This window comes from Kitasatospora sp. NPDC097643 (genome assembly GCF_040302625.1).
GTDB lineage: Bacteria > Actinomycetota > Actinomycetes > Streptomycetales > Streptomycetaceae > Kitasatospora.
In genome coordinates this window covers 1-14284 of sequence record NZ_JBEOSA010000045.1, presented here as the reverse complement: position 1 = coordinate 14284, position 14284 = coordinate 1, and the positions used below count along the sequence as shown (strand labels likewise).

Annotated in this window: 13 protein-coding genes; 7 read left to right on the top strand and 6 right to left on the bottom strand. The window is 74.3% G+C overall.

What is annotated here, in order from left to right:
* The first annotated feature begins 127 nt into the window (after positions 1-127).
* From ABTY15_RS25600 to ABTY15_RS25590, 3 genes are all read left to right on the top strand, one after another.
* Positions 128-934 (top strand): glycerophosphodiester phosphodiesterase family protein, encoded by an 807-nt coding sequence (locus ABTY15_RS25600; RefSeq protein WP_350599865.1) that lies wholly within the window; start codon positions 128-130, stop codon positions 932-934.
* Positions 931-2337 carry an MFS transporter gene (locus ABTY15_RS25595; RefSeq protein ID WP_350599863.1) on the top strand — a complete coding sequence of 469 codons (1407 nt, stop codon included), beginning with the start codon at positions 931-933 and terminating at the stop codon, positions 2335-2337. The genes ABTY15_RS25600 and ABTY15_RS25595 overlap by 4 nt, the downstream gene beginning before the upstream one ends.
* A gap of 253 nt (positions 2338-2590) precedes the next feature.
* On the top strand, positions 2591-3682 hold the full coding sequence (locus ABTY15_RS25590) for a sugar ABC transporter substrate-binding protein (protein WP_350599862.1): 1092 nt from the start codon (positions 2591-2593) through the stop codon (positions 3680-3682).
* A gap of 66 nt (positions 3683-3748) precedes the next feature.
* Here ABTY15_RS25590 and ABTY15_RS25585 read toward each other — a convergent pair whose 3' ends face one another.
* The 3 genes from ABTY15_RS25585 to ABTY15_RS25575 form a co-directional block, all read right to left on the bottom strand.
* The gene (locus ABTY15_RS25585) at positions 3749-4390 is read right to left on the bottom strand and encodes a lysophospholipid acyltransferase family protein (RefSeq protein WP_350599861.1); all 642 of its coding nucleotides are present in this window, start codon (positions 4388-4390) and stop codon (positions 3749-3751) included.
* Positions 4391-4515: 125 nt separating this feature from the next.
* The gene (locus tag ABTY15_RS25580; protein ID WP_350599860.1) at positions 4516-5622 is read right to left on the bottom strand and encodes an NADH:flavin oxidoreductase/NADH oxidase; all 1107 of its coding nucleotides are present in this window, start codon (positions 5620-5622) and stop codon (positions 4516-4518) included.
* Between the two features lie 104 nt (positions 5623-5726).
* Positions 5727-6713, bottom strand: coding sequence for a GlxA family transcriptional regulator (locus tag ABTY15_RS25575; protein ID WP_350599857.1), 987 nt, complete (start codon positions 6711-6713; stop codon positions 5727-5729).
* Positions 6714-6867: 154 nt separating this feature from the next.
* On the opposite strand from ABTY15_RS25575, the gene ABTY15_RS25570 reads away from it, so the two are divergent.
* Positions 6868-7797 (top strand): NAD-dependent epimerase/dehydratase family protein, encoded by a 930-nt coding sequence (locus ABTY15_RS25570; RefSeq protein WP_350599855.1) that lies wholly within the window; start codon positions 6868-6870, stop codon positions 7795-7797.
* 127 nt (positions 7798-7924) lie between these two features.
* Positions 7925-9139, top strand: a complete 1215-nt coding sequence (locus tag ABTY15_RS25565; RefSeq protein WP_502893586.1) for an MFS transporter — start codon at positions 7925-7927, stop codon at positions 9137-9139.
* 167 nt (positions 9140-9306) lie between these two features.
* Here ABTY15_RS25565 and ABTY15_RS25560 read toward each other — a convergent pair whose 3' ends face one another.
* Positions 9307-10125, bottom strand: coding sequence for an SDR family NAD(P)-dependent oxidoreductase (locus ABTY15_RS25560; RefSeq protein ID WP_350599852.1), 819 nt, complete (start codon positions 10123-10125; stop codon positions 9307-9309).
* 468 nt (positions 10126-10593) lie between these two features.
* Between ABTY15_RS25560 and ABTY15_RS25555 the strand changes: the two genes are divergently transcribed.
* Positions 10594-10893, top strand: a complete 300-nt coding sequence (locus ABTY15_RS25555; RefSeq protein ID WP_350599849.1) for a hypothetical protein — start codon at positions 10594-10596, stop codon at positions 10891-10893.
* 12 nt (positions 10894-10905) lie between these two features.
* Here the strand turns inward: ABTY15_RS25555 and lanL are convergent, their stop codons facing one another.
* Both lanL and ABTY15_RS25545 read right to left on the bottom strand, forming a co-directional pair.
* Positions 10906-13470 carry a class IV lanthionine synthetase LanL gene (gene lanL / locus ABTY15_RS25550; RefSeq protein WP_350599848.1) on the bottom strand — a complete coding sequence of 855 codons (2565 nt, stop codon included), beginning with the start codon at positions 13468-13470 and terminating at the stop codon, positions 10906-10908.
* Position 13471: 1 nt separating this feature from the next.
* A complete protein-coding gene (locus tag ABTY15_RS25545) occupies positions 13472-13639 on the bottom strand; it encodes an SflA family class IV lanthipeptide (RefSeq protein WP_350599844.1) in 168 nt (55 codons plus the stop codon).
* Between the two features lie 371 nt (positions 13640-14010).
* Between ABTY15_RS25545 and ABTY15_RS25540 the strand changes: the two genes are divergently transcribed.
* On the top strand, positions 14011-14193 hold the full coding sequence (locus ABTY15_RS25540; protein WP_350599841.1) for a hypothetical protein: 183 nt from the start codon (positions 14011-14013) through the stop codon (positions 14191-14193).
* Positions 14194-14284 lie beyond the last annotated feature (91 nt).

Genomic DNA, 14284 nt, shown 5'->3' with positions numbered 1-14284 from the left:
CCCCCAAGGGGTATCTTGTGCCAAGGGTTCCCCGTCGCTTCTCGGCCCGGACCGACACACGGGCGTTACCGCTTGACAGGGTGCGTAATACTGTAACGCGCCTGGTCCGAGACGCCTGGAGCCCGACATGCACCCTTTCCTTGACCATCCGGGGCCGCTCGCCTTCGCGCACCGGGGCGGTGACCTCGGACACCCGGAGAACTCGCTGGCCGCGTTCGAGGCCGCCGTCGCCCTCGGGTACCGCTACCTGGAGACGGACGTGCACGCCACCAGTGACGGCGTCCTGGTGGCCTTCCACGACACCCTTCTGGACCGGGTCACCGACCGCACCGGTGCGGTGGCCGAGCTGCCCTGGGACACCGTCAGGCGGGCCCGGATCGGTGGCACCGAGCCCGTACCGCTGCTGGAGGACCTGCTCGGGGCGTTCCCCGGGGCGCGCTTCAACGTGGACGTCAAGGCGGCGCCGGCCGTCGGGCCGCTGGTCGAGGCGGTCCGCCGCACCAACGCCTGGGACCGGGTCTGCGTCGGCGGCTTCTCCGACAGCCGGCTCGCCGCCGTGCGCGCCGCCGCCGGCCCCCGGCTGGCCACCTCGCTCGGCCCGCGCGAGGTGGCCCGGCTGCGGCTGCGCTCACTGGCCGGACCGCTGCTGCGCGGGCGGCGCGGGGCGCCGTTCGCCGGGGTGTGCGCGCAGGTGCCGGAGCGGCACCGGGGCGTGCCGGTCGTCGACCGGGCCTTCGTCCGGGCCGCCCACCGCCTGGGCCTCCAGGTGCACGTCTGGACTGTGGACGATGCCACACGGATCCGGGCTCTCCTCGACCTCGGTGTGGATGGCATCATGGCCGATCGCATCGACGTCCTGCGGGACGTCCTCGGCGAGCGCGGCTGCTGGAACGACGGCAGCACCGGCTCCAACACGGTGACAGGAACCGCATGAGCACCACGGACCGCGTGCCCGAGCACGTGCCGAACGACCTGCCGGACCACCCGGCGACCGCCACCGACGACCGCGCCGCCCTGCGCCGCATACAGTTCGGCTGGTACGTCAACGACTGGGCCAACGCGGCCTTCTCGGCCACCGTCCTGACGGTGTTCCTCGGCCCGTACCTGACCTCCGTCGCCAAGAACGCCGCCGACGCGGCCGGCGACGTCCACCCGCTCGGCCTGTCGATCCGCGCGGGGTCGTTCTTCCCGTACACGGTCTCCTTCTCGGTGCTGCTCTCGGTCGCGGCGATGCTGCTGACCGGGACGGTCGCGGACCGCACCGGGCGGCACAAGGAGCTGATGTGCGGCTTCGCCTACGTCGGCGCCGTCGCCACGATGGGGATGTTCCTCCTCGACGGCGACCGCTACCTGCTCGGCGGCGCCCTGCTGATCGTCGCCAACATCGCGTACGCGGTGTCGGTCGCGCTCTCCTACGCCTACCTCCCCGGCCTGGCCGCGCCCGACGAGCGCGACGCCGTCTCCTCCAAGGGCTGGGCCTACGGCTACGCGGGCGGCGGCCTGCTGCTGATCGCCAACCTGGCGCTGTTCGAGGGCCACGACGCGCTCGGCCTGTCCTCCGGCACCGCGGTGCGGATCTGCCTGGCCTCGGCCGGCCTGTGGTGGGCGCTGTTCACGATCGTCCCGCTGCTGCGGCTGCCCTCCCGGGCCGGCGTGGCCCCCGAGCGCGCGGCGGCCGTGCCCGACCAGCCCGCCGCCGGCAGCCTGCGCGAACTCGCCCGCACCCTGCGCGGCATGCGCAGGTACCCGCTCACGCTGCTCTACCTGGGCGCCTTCCTCTGCTACAACGACGGCATCCAGACCGTCGTCTCGCAGGCCTCGCTGTACGGCAGCGAGGAGCTCGGCATGGACCAGACCTCGCTGGTCGCGGCCGTGCTGCTGGTCCAGATCGTGGCGATCGGCGGCGCGCTGCTGCTCGGCCGGATCGCCCGCCGGTACGGTGCCAAGCGGACCGTCCTCGGCTCGCTGGTCGGCTGGGTGGTCACCCTCGCCCTCGGGTATCTGATGCCCGCCCACCAGCCCGCCTGGTTCTTCGCCCTGGCCGCGATGATCGGCCTGGTGCTCGGCGGCAGCCAGGCGCTCTCCCGCTCGCTGTTCTCCCACCTGATCCCGGCCGGCCGGGAGGCGGAGTACTTCAGCGTCTACAAGGTCAGCGACCGCGGCACCAGCTGGATGGGCCCGCTGGTCTTCGGCCTCGCCTACCAGCTCACCGGCAGCTACCGCTCGGCGATCATCTCGCTGCTGGTGTTCTTCGTGATCGGGTTCGCCGTGCTGCTGAAGGTCCCCGTCCGGCGCGCCATCGAGGCGGTCGGCAACCCGGTGCCCGAGCGGCTGTGACGAATCCGTCCGATGAGGGCCGGCGCCACTCGGCGCCGGCCCTCATGTCGTCGCCGGGGACCAAGAGTTGACCGCGGGAATCCCCGCCCGACGACCCACCTGCGGCGATGCACCCACTCCTGTTCATTCATAACGAATCGGGTGGCGTCACGCCCGAATGTTCCTTCACTTATTGACGTCATGGCCGGGTGGCGCTTGACTCCCTCATCTGTCGCGGCACCAGCGCGGCACGGCACAGGAGGCACCACCCATCATGAACAGACCCATGCGTCGCGCGGTCCAGAGCACCACCGTCCTGTCCCTGGCGATCGCCCTCGCGGCCTGCGGACAGACCGACGCGACGCAGAAACCCCAGGCCGCCCCCGGCGGCCGGACCATCGGTCTGCTGCTACCGGAGAACTCCTCCTCGACCCGCTACGAGGCCTTCGACGCACCGCTGATCAAGGCCGGCGTGGCGGGCCTGTGCCCGGACTGCACCGTCGACTACGCCAACGCGGACGGCGACGCGGCCACCCAGAAGAAGCAGTTCGACGACCTGCTGGCCAAGGGCGTCAAGGTCATCCTGCTCGATCCGGTCGACTCCAAGACCACCGGCCCGTGGGTCGAGGCCGCCGCCGCCAAGGGCGTGAAGGTCGTCGCCTACGACCGGCTGGCCGAGGGCAAGGTCGCCGCGTACGTCTCCTTCGACAACGAGCGGACCGGCGAACTCCAGGGCCAGGCCCTGCTCGACGCGCTCGGCCCGAAGGCCGCCGCCGCCAACGTCGTGATGATCAACGGCGCCGAGTCCGACCCGAACGCCGCCATGTTCAAGGCGGGTGCGCACCGGGCGCTGGACGGCAAGGTCAAGCGGATCGCCTACGAGCAGTCCGGCGAGTGGAAGCCGGACGTCGCCGCGGCCAAGATGACCGAGGCCCTCCACAGCCTCGGCAAGGACGGCATCCAGGCCGTCTACTCGGGCAACGACGGCATGGCCGGGCCCATCATCGACACGCTGAAGGCGGCGGGCGCCAAGAACGTGCCGGTCGGCGGCCAGGACGCGTCCATCGACGCGGTGCGGCGGGTGCTCACGGGCGACCAGGCCTTCACGATCTACAAGCCGTACAAGCCCGAGACGGACGCGGCGGCCAGCATCGCCGTCCAGCTGGTCGAGGGCCTGGACATCAGCACGGTGGCGAGCTCCGTCACCGACAGCGGGACCCTGCACATCCCCTCGCTGCTGCTCACCCCGGTCGTCGTGACCAAGCAGAAGGTCGCGGCCACGGTGGTCGGCGGCGGCCTGTACAAGGCCGCCGACCTGTGCACCCCGCCGTACGCGGACGCCTGCGCGGCGGCCGGCGTCAAGTAGCGGCGCCGAGGCGGCCGGTGCGGTCGGTCCGGTCGGGGTGGCCCGGGTGACCGAGGGTCACCCCGGTCACCCCGGGTGCCCGGCCGCGCGGGCCCAGGCCGCCGTCACCGCGGCGTGCGCCGTCGCGGTGGCGTCGGCCGCCCCGCCCGTCAGCCGCAGCGGTGTGCCGAGGTGGACGTGCAGGGCCGGGCGGCGGGCCGGCGCGGTGGCCAGACCGGCCAGCTGCTTGAGCGGGCCGCCCGAGGTCAGCCGGCGGGCCCCGGCCTGGCCGAGCGGGACCACGGGCGCCCCGGTGGCCACCGCGAGGCGGCCGAGTCCGCTGCGGAACGGGCCGGGCGGCTGTTCTGCGGAGTCGCGGCGGCGGGGCAGACCGCCCTCGCCGTAGATCAGCACCACCCGCCCGGCGGCCAGCGCCTCGGCGGCCCGGTCGAGGGCCTCGGAGGCCCGGGCGGTGCCGCGGTGGACGGGGATGTGGCCGTCCCGCCGCAGCAGTCGGCCGAGCACCGGCACCCGCCACAGACCGGCCGTCGCGAGGACCACCGGGCGGGCGCCGAGCCGGTGCAGGGCGGCGAGCACGACCGCCGGGTCGCTCAGCGCGGTGTGGTTGGCGGCGACGATGCTCCCGGGCGCCAGGACGGCGCCGGGGTCCGTGGTGATCCGCAGCGGCCCGAAGGCCGGGACGAGCAGGGCGGCGGTACGACCGAGCATGACGGCGACCTGTTCCTTCGACGGTCGGATGAGTCGCTCACCAGTCTTCGCCGCCCCGCCCCGGCGCACCTGAGTACGCGTACTCAAACCCTCGAACCCGCCCGGCATCCCGGGCCACGTGACGGTCAGGCGCGGTGGTACTGGACGGGCGTGGGCACCTCGCCGCCGAGGGCGGCGGCCGCGTGGCGGGCCCAGTACGGGTTGCGCAGGAGTTCGCGGCCGAGCAGGACGGCGTCGGCCCGGCCGGTGGCCAGGATGTCCTGGGCCTGCACGGGGTCGGTGATCAGGCCGACGGCGGCCACCGGCAGCCCGGTGCCGCTGCGCACCGCCTCGGCGAAGGGCACCTGGTAGTCGGGCCCGGCCTCGACCTTGGCGTCGGGGGCGATGCCGCCGGTGGAGACGTCCAGCAGGTCCACGCCGTGGGCCTGGAGCTCCTTGGCGAGCAGGACGGTGTCCGTGGCGGTCCACCCCTCGCGGCCGTCCTGCGGGTTCTCGGTGAGCCAGTCGGTCGCCGAGACGCGGAAGAACAGCGGCAGGTCCTCCGGCCACACCGCCCGTACGGCGTCCACGACCTCCAGGGCGAAGCGGATCCGGCCCTGGAACGAGCCGCCGTAGCCGTCGGTGCGGTGGTTGCTGTGCGGGGAGAGGAACTGGTGCACCAGGTAGCCGTGCGCGCCGTGGATCTCGGCGGCCTGGAAGCCGGCGTCGAGCGCGCGCCGGGCGGCGTCGGCGAACTGCCGCACGATCCGGCCGATCTGCTCCTCGGTGAGCTCCTCCGGCCTGGTCGAGGCCGGGGCGAACGCGACGGCGCTGGGGCCTACGGGCGTCCAGCCGTGCTCCTCCTCCGGGGCGAGCGGGCGCCCGCGGTCGACCCAGGTGCGCTCGCTGGACGCCTTGCGGCCGGCGTGGGCGAGCTGGATGACCGGGACGGTGCCCTGCTCCTTCAGGAAGGAGGTGATCCGCCGGAAGGCCGCGACCTGGGTGTCGTTCCAGATGCCGAGGTCGTAGGGGGAGATGCGGCCCTCGGGGCTGACGGCGGTGGCCTCGGTGATGATCAGCCCGGTGCCGCCGGTGGCACGGGCCGCGAGGTGGGTGAAGTGCCAGTCGGTCGGGACGCCCGTCGCGTCGCCGTCGGGGGCGGCGCTGTACTGGCACATCGCCGCCATCCAGACCCGGTTGGGGACGGTGAGGGCCCGCAGCGTGAAGGGGGTGAAGAGGGTGGTGCCGCTCATGTCGGACTCCCGGCGAGGTGCGTGCAGGTGCAATGTATGAGGCTGAAGATAGTTGCACACGCGGCTATACGGCAAGCGGGCGGGTCGAGGCCTTCGGGGCGCGGTCAGCTTTGCGACGGCTCGCGGTGGGCCGGCTCGCGGTGGGTTGGCGCGCCGCGCCGCCACTGCGCCCGGTACGCGGTCGGCGTGAGCCGGACCCGGCGCACCAGGTGCTGCCGCAGCGAGTCCGCGCTGCCCAGACCGCTGCGCTCGGCGACCTGGTCGACCGGCAGGTCGGTGGTCTCCAGCAGCTCGCGGGCCCGGTCGACACGCTGCTGAAGCAGCCACTGCAACGGGGTGAGGCCGGTTTCCGCCTGGAAGCGCCTGGTCAGGGTACGCACACTGGTGTGGGCGTGGGCGGCCAGGTCCCCGAGGGCGAGCGGCCGGTCGAGCCGGTGCAGCGCCCAGGCCCGCGTGGCGGCCAGCGAGAACTCGCCCGGCGGCGTCACCGGCGCGGGCACGGTCTGGGCCTGCTCGCCCAGCCGGGCCGGCGACACCAGCGTCAGACGGGCGACGGCATTGGCCACCGCCGCGCCGTGGTCCGCCCGGACCAGGTGCAGGCACAGGTCCATGCCGGCCGCGAGCCCCGCGGCGGTGGAGACCTGGCCCTCGTCGACGAACAGGACGTCCCCCACCACGTCGACCCGGGGGAAGCGCTCGGCCAGCTCCGCGGAGTACGGCCAGTAGGTGGTGGCCCGGCGGCCGTCCAGCAGACCCGCCTGGGCCAGCACGAAGGCGCCGGTGCAGATGGAGGCGATCCGGGTGCCGGCGGCCGCGGCGCCGCGCAGGGCCGCGAGCACCCGCGGGTCCGCGTCGCTGCGCGCGCCGGTGCCGGTGACGAGGACGGTGTCGGCCTCCGCCACGATCTCCAGCCCGTACGGGACGCCGACCTGGAGGCTGCCCAGGGTCTCCACCAGGCCCGGTTCCGGGGTGCAGACCCGTACCTCGTAGGCCGGGGCGTCCGCCACCCGGGCCGCGCCGAAGACCAGTTCGGGGATCGCCAGGTCGAACGCGGTGGCCGGGGGCACGGCCAGGACGGCAACGCGGTGCATGGTGGCCAGATCCTCCGGATCGTCGTCGTTTTCGCTGGTGGTCGCGGTGCCGCCGGCACGGGAGGCTGGTCGGGCACGGCACGGGAACGGCAACACCGCGTTGCCGCCCGGCCATTCCCCACCTGCCCACCACCCACTCTTCCGGGGGTTCGTCATGTCCCGATACGTCGTCATGGGAGCCGGCTCGACCGGCCTCGCCGTCGCCGCGCAGCTCGCCGAGGAGGGCGTGCCGGTCCGTCAGATCACCCGCAGCGGCACCGGCCTGGACCACCCGCTGGTCGAGCGGGTCGCCGCGGACGCCCTCGACGTCGAGCGCCTGACCGGGCTCGTCCGGGGCGCCGAGGCCCTGATCAACTGCGCGATGCCGCCGTACCACCGGTGGATCACCGACGTCCCGCCGCTCGCCGCCGCCCTGCTGACCGCCGCGGAGCGCACCGGCACCGGCTACGTGATGCTCGGCAACCTCTACGGCTACGGACACGTGGAGACGCCCCTCATCGAGGACCTGCCGATGGCGCCGGTCGCGGCCAAGGGCGAGGTGCGCGCCCGGATGTGGCTCGACGCCCTGGCCGCCCACGAACAGGGGCGGGTGAACGTCACCGAGGTGCGCGCGGCCTCCTTCCTCGGCGAGGGAACGGTGGGCACCTTCAGCCTCTTCATCGCCCCGCAGGTGCTCGCGGGCCGGCCGGCGGCCTACCCCGGCCGGCTCGACGTGCCGCAGAGCTGGTCGTACGTGGGCGACGTGGCCGCGACGCTGGTCGCCGCGGCCCGCGACCCCCGCTCCTGGGGGCGGGCCTGGCACGCGCCCGCCACGGCGAACCTCCCGGCGCGGGAGCTCACCGAGCGTTTCGCCGAGCTCACCGGCTCACCCGCGCCGCAGCTGTCGCGGCTCGACCGCGCCGCGCTCCTCGACCTGGCGCAGGGCGAGCCGATCTACGGCGAACTCGTCGAGATGCTGTACGCCACCGAGAACCCGCACGTCCTCGACTCCACCGGGACGGAGCGTGCCCTCGGCCTCACCCCGACCGGCCTGGACGAGGCGCTGCTCGCCACCGCCCGGGGCCTGACCGGCGGAGGGCGCTGACACCGAGGGCACTCCAACAGGGGCGGCGCGGGTCCGGTCGGGTCCGGCGGAGCCGGGGTGACGGCCGTTCGGCCCAGCCGCCCCGCGCGTCGCGGGCCCGGCCCGGTCCGCCGCCTACCGTGGGCGGATGACCGATCACCGGACCGTACGGGCGGCGCGGACCGCGGACGCAGGCCAGGCCGGCTACCTCGGCGCCGCCGCCGCCTTCGCCGTCTGCATGGCGGGTACCACCCTGCCCACCCCGCTGTACGGGCTGTACCAGGAGGAGATCGGCTTCTCCGAGCTGACCGTGACGGTCGTGTTCGCGGTCTACGCCCTCGGCGTGATCGGCGTCCTGCTGCTCGTCGGCAACGTCTCCGACTCCGTCGGGCGCCGGCCCGTGCTGCTCTGCGGGCTGGCGCTCGCGGCGGGCAGCGCCGTCTCCTTCCTGGCCGAGGGCGGCCTGCCCCTGCTGTACCTGGGGCGCCTGCTGTCCGGCCTGTCGGCCGGCCTGTTCACCGGCACCGCCACCGCGTACGTCCTGGAACTCGCCCCGCCCGGGCGCCGGGCCCGCGCCGGCTTCGTCGCCACCGCCGCCAACATGGGCGGACTGGGCTGCGGACCCCTGCTGTCCGGACTGCTGGCCGAGTACGCACCGAACCCCCTGGTCCTGCCGTTCGTCGTGCACCTGGTGCTGCTCGCCGGATCGTTCGCGGTCACCTGGCGCCTGCCGGAGACCGTCGTCGGGGCCCGCCCGCTGCGCACCGCCCGCCCGCGACGGCCGTCCCTGCCGCCCGAGGTCCGCGGGGTCTTCGTCCCGGCCGGGCTCGCCGCGTTCGCCGGCTTCTCGCTGCTGGGCGTCTTCACCTCGGTCAGCCCCGCCTTCCTGGCACAGGACCTGGGCATCCACAACCGCGCCGTCGTCGGCCTCATCGTCTTCGCGGCCTTCTTCGCCTCCACCCTCGGCCAGCTCCTGGTACCCCGCCTGGGCAGCGCCCGGGCCATCCCGCTGGGCTGCCTGGTCCTCATCGCCGGACTCGCCCTGCTGGCCGCCTCGCTCGCGCGGACCACCCTCCCGCCCCTGGTGCTCAGCGCCCTGGTCGGCGGCGCCGGCCAGGGCATGGGCCTGCGCGGCGCGGTGGGCGAGGTCGCCGCCGCCGCACCCGCCGAACACCGCGGCGGCGCGCTCTCCCTGCTCTTCGTGGTCGCCTACTTCGGCATCTCCATCCCGGTCATCGGCGTCGGCCTGCTCGCCGAGCCCCTCGGCCTGGCCCACGCCGGCCTGGTCTTCACCGCCTGCATGGCGCTGCTCGCCGCCGCCTCCGGCACCTACCTGCTACGCCGCACCCGGTCCGGGGCCTGACGCCGGCGGCAAAGGCGCTGGAGTCCGGCCGCGCACCTTGAACTGATCACGAGGAACCGCGGTGAGCACCCCGTCAACCGACCCTGCCCCGGCTGCCGTTCGCCGGACGGTTCGGTCGACGCGTCGTCAGGGCTCTCCGGTAGCCCCCGGGCAGTGCGGCGGGGTGGTCAGGCCGACGGCTCGCGCGGCGCGATGCGGTAGCCGAACGGCAGCGTCCCCGCGTCGAGCGTGCTGGCGCCCCCGTCCACGGTCAGCGTCGCGCCGTTGACGAAGGAGGCCGCCGGGGACAGCAGCCAGGCGATCGCCTCGGCGACCTCGCGCGGCTCGGCCGGGCGGCCCGCCGGCAGCAGGCGGGTCGCCTCCGCGTAGGCCGCGTCCAGACCGTCCGCGCCCAGCCCTGCCTCCTCGGCGAACCGGGCCATCCGGCGGTCGGCCATCTCGGTGCGCACCCAGCTGGGGCAGACCGTGTTGGCGCGTAGCCCGCGCGGGCCGTAATCCACAGCCAGCGAGCTGCACAGTTGCAGCAGCGCCGCCTTGGACGCGGCGTAGGCGGCGCTGCCCACGCCGTTGCGCAGTGCCGAGACCGAGGCGACGGCGACGACGGCGCCACCGGACTCCAACAGGTGCGGCAGGGCCGCCCGCATCGTCAGGAACGGACCGGTCAGGTTGGTGCGCAGCACCAGGTCCCAGTCCTCGTCGGAGATCTCGCCGACCCCGCCGCCGCGGCCGACCCCGGCGTTGACCACCAACCCGTCCAGCCGCCCGTACCGGGCAACGGTGGCCGCCACCAGCTCGCGCACGGCGGCGGGGTCCGTGGTGTCGGCCGGGTGGGCCAGCGCGCCGGTCTGCCGGGCCACCTGCTCCAGCAGCTCGCTGCGCCGCCCGGAGACGACGACCTCGTGCCCGCCCTCCCGCAACAACCGCGCGGTGGCTGCGCCGATGCCGGTGCCACCCCCGGTCACGATCACAACCCGCTGCTCCGCCATGGGACTTCCCCTCCTGGTCGACCACGAACCGCCTCGCCGTCCTAGCTGTATCACGGGCACCACGAGCTCCGGCGCGGGGGCCGGTGGTGCCTGTAGTACAGCCACGCCCGCTGATGCAGGCGGCGCCGGACACCGGTGGGAGGCGCCAGGTCGTCGTCAGTCCAGGAGCCCGGGCGCGAAGTAGTCGCGGAGGTGGGCGATCCTCCCGTCGCGGACGCGGAAGATCTGGACCAGTGAGACGGTCACGTCGTCTCCGTCCCCGTCGGCGTTGCACAGCGGGGTTTTCGGGGCAGCGGATTCGGGCGAGGGGACGCATCGTGTACCGGGCGGTGGGTGGGGTGGCGGGCGCTGGGTGGGAGTCCGTTGGGGTCGGTGAGTGCCCCTGCGCGCTCTGTGGGGCGGGGGTGTCGGGGCGGGAGGATGGCCGGGGCCGGTGGGCCGTTGTCGGAGTGAGCGAGGAGGACGAGCATGACCGTGGTGATGTCGATGTTCTGGGCCGGGGTCACGCCGGAGCAGTACGACGTGGTGCGGGACGCGGTCGACTGGGAGCAGGTCCCGGCGGCCGGGGGACAGCTCCATGTGGCCTGGTTCGACGCCGAGGGACTCCACGTGACCGACCTGTGGGAGTCCCCGCAGGCCTTCGAGGCGTTCCTCGCCGAGCGGCTGGTGCCGGCGGTCCAGAAGGCCGGGATCACCGGGGCCCCGGAGGCCTCCTTCGCCCCGCTGCACCGCCGGTTCATTGCTCCCGGGGTCGTCGGCGTGGAGTAGCCCCCGGGGTGGTCAGCCGATGAGGCCGAGCCGCGGTCCGCCCCGGTCGTGCAGGCGCCGGACGAAGCCGAGCACGCCGGCGGAGCCGCCGGCCCAGGTGGCGGTGGACCGGGCGAGGCCGGCGTCCGGGAAGACCGGGCGGGACGGCGTGCCGCCGCTGCGGCTGAGGACGATCGCGAGGACGGTCTCGGCGGCCTGCCGGAACTCCTCGGAGCCGGACGCCGCGGCGAGGTCCACCATCAGCTCGCCGACCCCGGCCAGCCCGCAGCACTGGTTGACCAGCGGCATGCGCGGCGCCAGCTCGGCGCAGGTGCGGGCGGCCTGTCGGGCGAGCGCGAGGTACCCGGGTTCGCCGAGCCGGTCGGCGGCCCGGACCAGCACCGTTCCGATCCCGGCCAGGCCCCGGCACCAGGAGCCGTAGCGGCGGGTCGCCCCGGGGGCGGCCGCCGACGCGACGAGGCCCGGGGTGAGGGCGGCGAGCTGCGCGCAGGCCTGCTCGGCCCGGCGGGCGGCGGCCGCGTCCCCGGTCGCGTTCGCGTACTCCAGCAGGAAGTACGCGACCCCCGCCTCGCCGTGGGCGAATCCTTCGCCCAGCGCGGCCCTGCCGATCGAATCGGTGCCCGTGAGTGTCAGCCGGGCCCGGCCGGAGGCCAGCATCCGGGCGCACTCGGTGGCGACCTCGAGGTGCTGCTCGGCGCGGTGGTCGTCACCGGCGGCGGTGGCGTGCCGGGCGAGCAGCAGACGGCCGACGCCGATGCCGGCGACGCCCTCGATCTGGTCGGCTTCCGGGAGTCCGCCGGCCGGCCCCCGGGTGGGCAGGGGCGGGTGGTCGTCCGGCCCGTGCGGGCCCTGAACGGGCGTGCCCGCCTCGGCGAGGAAGAGCTCGACGCCGGTGCGGCCGGAGTAGAAGCTCGGCGACAGGCTCCTGGACTGGCCCGCCGTCCACTGCGCCAGGGCGTCGACGGCGGCGCGCACCCCGGGCCGGTGGAGGTGGCGGAGGAGTTCCAGGCCGAGCCCGGAGCTGCCGCCGTAGATGTCGATCGGGGTGGGGATGTTCGTGCGGGCGGCCTGTTCCGGGTCCACGATCTGGTGGGCCTCGTCGACGCAGAACGCGGTCGTGTGCGCGATGATCTCCTGGAGCAGGTCGTCGTCGATCCGGAGCCGGCCCGGTCCTCGGGAGGCCGACTGGGCCTCGGGGGCCTCGGCGGTCCGGGTGCGGAGCCGGTCGGCGCCGGCCGTCCGGACGGCCGGATCGAAGCTCATCAACTCGCCGATCACCGCCCGGATCCACCGGTGCCCGTCGCCGGGCAGGGCCCAGGCCAGGCCGGCCAGGGTGCGGTCCCGGTTGACGGCGGTGTCGGCGTCGATGATCACCGGGTCCAGGCCGGTGGCGGCGAAGCAGAGGGTCGCGCCGAGGGCGTAGTAGTCGTCGGCGGGTTCGGCGGGTTCGAACGCGTCGGCGGCGCGCCGGACCGGGTCGCTGTAGCCGGGGGTCGCGCCGTCCGGGCCGGTGCCGTTGACCGCGCTGATCCCGAAGTCGACCACGTGGCAGCGGTCCGAGGGGTCGAGCACGACGTTGTTGGGCTTGAGGTCACGGATGACCACGCCACGCTGGTGGATGCCGTCCAGGACGTCGAGGAGTCCGGCGGCCAGCGCGTCGAGCGTGCGCGCGGGCCGGTCCGGGTCGTCCCGGTAGGGGCCGTGCTCCTGGACCTCCCGCCGCAGGTCCCGGTCGCCGCAGCTGGTCATCACCAGGTACTCGTCCGAGCGGTGGCGGAAGTAGTCGAGCGCGCGGGGCACCCCCGGCGCGGTGTCGAGGGCGGCCAGGACGGTGCGTTCGTTGCGCAGCAGGTCGCGGGTGTCCGCACCGGACTCGCCCTCGGCCACGAAGGCCCGGGCCTGCTTGACGACCACCGGCAGCCCGGAGACCCGGTCGACCGCGCGGTAGACGTTGCCCTGCGGTTTGCGGGCGATGCCGCCGGTGACCCGGTAGCGGCCCCCGCCGAATCCGGCGGAGGAGTCCGGCCGGGCGCGGTGCCCGGGGCGGTCGGCGAAGGGGTCCTCGGCCCAGGGCGGGCACCGGTAGGAGCCGACGGCCAGGCCGTCGAAGACCTGGCCGTCCGGGCCGGTCATGACCGACTCGGTCCGCCCGCTGCGGCCGGTCCGGTAGTCGCCGGTGAAGGGCCCGTAGCGGTAGTAGACGGGGGAGTCCGGATCGACCCGCCGGTCGCTGACGATCTGCGGGCCCTCGCGGTCGCGCAGCACGGCGACGAGTTCCTCGGCGAGCCCGACGACGGTGCCGGGGGCCGGATAGACCGTGATCGCCTTCCCGACGGCGCCGGCGCTGGAGGTGCCGGAGTTGATCACCCGCAGGGTCTCCGGGCTCCGGGCCCACTTCGCGTGGCAGACGTGGCGCAGCAGTACCGGCAGGACGAGGCCGGTCACGGTCTCCAGGTCGCCGGGGCGGGCCGAGACGTGGAGCTTCCAGCCGTGGTCCACCGCCGGCATCCGCGGGTCGTTCAGATACGACCAGGTGTCATCGGACCACCCGTTTCGGCCGGCGATGGACCCCGTCACGTCAGGAGTTCCCGTCGCAGTTCCACCAAGTGGTCGCGGTGACCCACGGGTCCGCCAGACAGGCCGTGGCGTCGTGGTCGCTGTTGTGGTCGTCCTCGAACACGAGGGCCTCGTCGTCGACCAGCAGCGGACCCGCGTCGCGGATCTCCTCGAGCATGGCAATGGGCATGTGACGCCTCCAGGTCTTGTCGTGCGTCCTGCGACGGCGCGGGTTGCGTCGTCGCGGCCCCCGGGCCCGATGGGCCGGGGGACCTGAACCCCGAAGGTAGGGAGGAATGATCGACCTGACAAGGGGTCAGGGTGCATGTTTTTCACGCCGTGGACACATCTATGGAGAAGTGGTGTGTTCGATCTGGTGTGCTGCTCGGGGCACGGCGGGGCGGCTGACCTGCGGCGGTTCGGTCGTAGGGCCGGGTCCCACCGGGTGTGGACGCGATCCCACGCCTGGAGGGTGTCAGGACCTCCCGGACCATCCGAGGAAGGTGATCACGATGACCACCCTGGAACTCCTGGACCCCGTCAAGCGGCCTCGGGCACGAGGTGACCGAGCAGGACCTCCCCGGCCTCACCGAATCGGTCGCCGAGGCCATCGGCACCGTCTACGGCGCGGCGATGGCCTGGATCCTCGGCTACTGGATCCGCGAGCTCGGCCGCCGACCCGGGCCGGACAGCTGGAACGCGCCCGGCCGTGGAGCGGGCGGGCACCGGAGCTCGCGGGTCTAGGGCCAATGCCGGTGACTTTGGCTTCCCGCTGTCGTTGGTTGTGGTGTGGCGAGGGTGGGGCAGGTCAAGTCGCCTGCGGGTGAGCGGTTGT

Bases quoted from the DNA above. Each gene is read 5' to 3' on its own strand.
- ABTY15_RS25600 (WP_350599865.1), top strand. From the start codon at position 128: ATGCACCCTTTCCTTGACCATCCGGGGCCGCTCGCCTTCGCGCACCGG.
- ABTY15_RS25595 (WP_350599863.1), top strand. From the start codon at position 931: ATGAGCACCACGGACCGCGTGCCCGAGCACGTGCCGAACGACCTGCCG.
- ABTY15_RS25590 (WP_350599862.1), top strand. From the start codon at position 2,591: ATGAACAGACCCATGCGTCGCGCGGTCCAGAGCACCACCGTCCTGTCC.
- ABTY15_RS25585 (WP_350599861.1), bottom strand. From the start codon at position 4,390: ATGCTCGGTCGTACCGCCGCCCTGCTCGTCCCGGCCTTCGGGCCGCTG.
- ABTY15_RS25580 (WP_350599860.1), bottom strand. From the start codon at position 5,622: ATGAGCGGCACCACCCTCTTCACCCCCTTCACGCTGCGGGCCCTCACC.
- ABTY15_RS25575 (WP_350599857.1), bottom strand. From the start codon at position 6,713: ATGCACCGCGTTGCCGTCCTGGCCGTGCCCCCGGCCACCGCGTTCGAC.
- ABTY15_RS25570 (WP_350599855.1), top strand. From the start codon at position 6,868: ATGTCCCGATACGTCGTCATGGGAGCCGGCTCGACCGGCCTCGCCGTC.
- ABTY15_RS25565 (WP_502893586.1), top strand. From the start codon at position 7,925: ATGACCGATCACCGGACCGTACGGGCGGCGCGGACCGCGGACGCAGGC.
- ABTY15_RS25560 (WP_350599852.1), bottom strand. From the start codon at position 10,125: ATGGCGGAGCAGCGGGTTGTGATCGTGACCGGGGGTGGCACCGGCATC.
- ABTY15_RS25555 (WP_350599849.1), top strand. From the start codon at position 10,594: ATGACCGTGGTGATGTCGATGTTCTGGGCCGGGGTCACGCCGGAGCAG.
- ABTY15_RS25545 (WP_350599844.1), bottom strand. From the start codon at position 13,639: ATGCCCATTGCCATGCTCGAGGAGATCCGCGACGCGGGTCCGCTGCTG.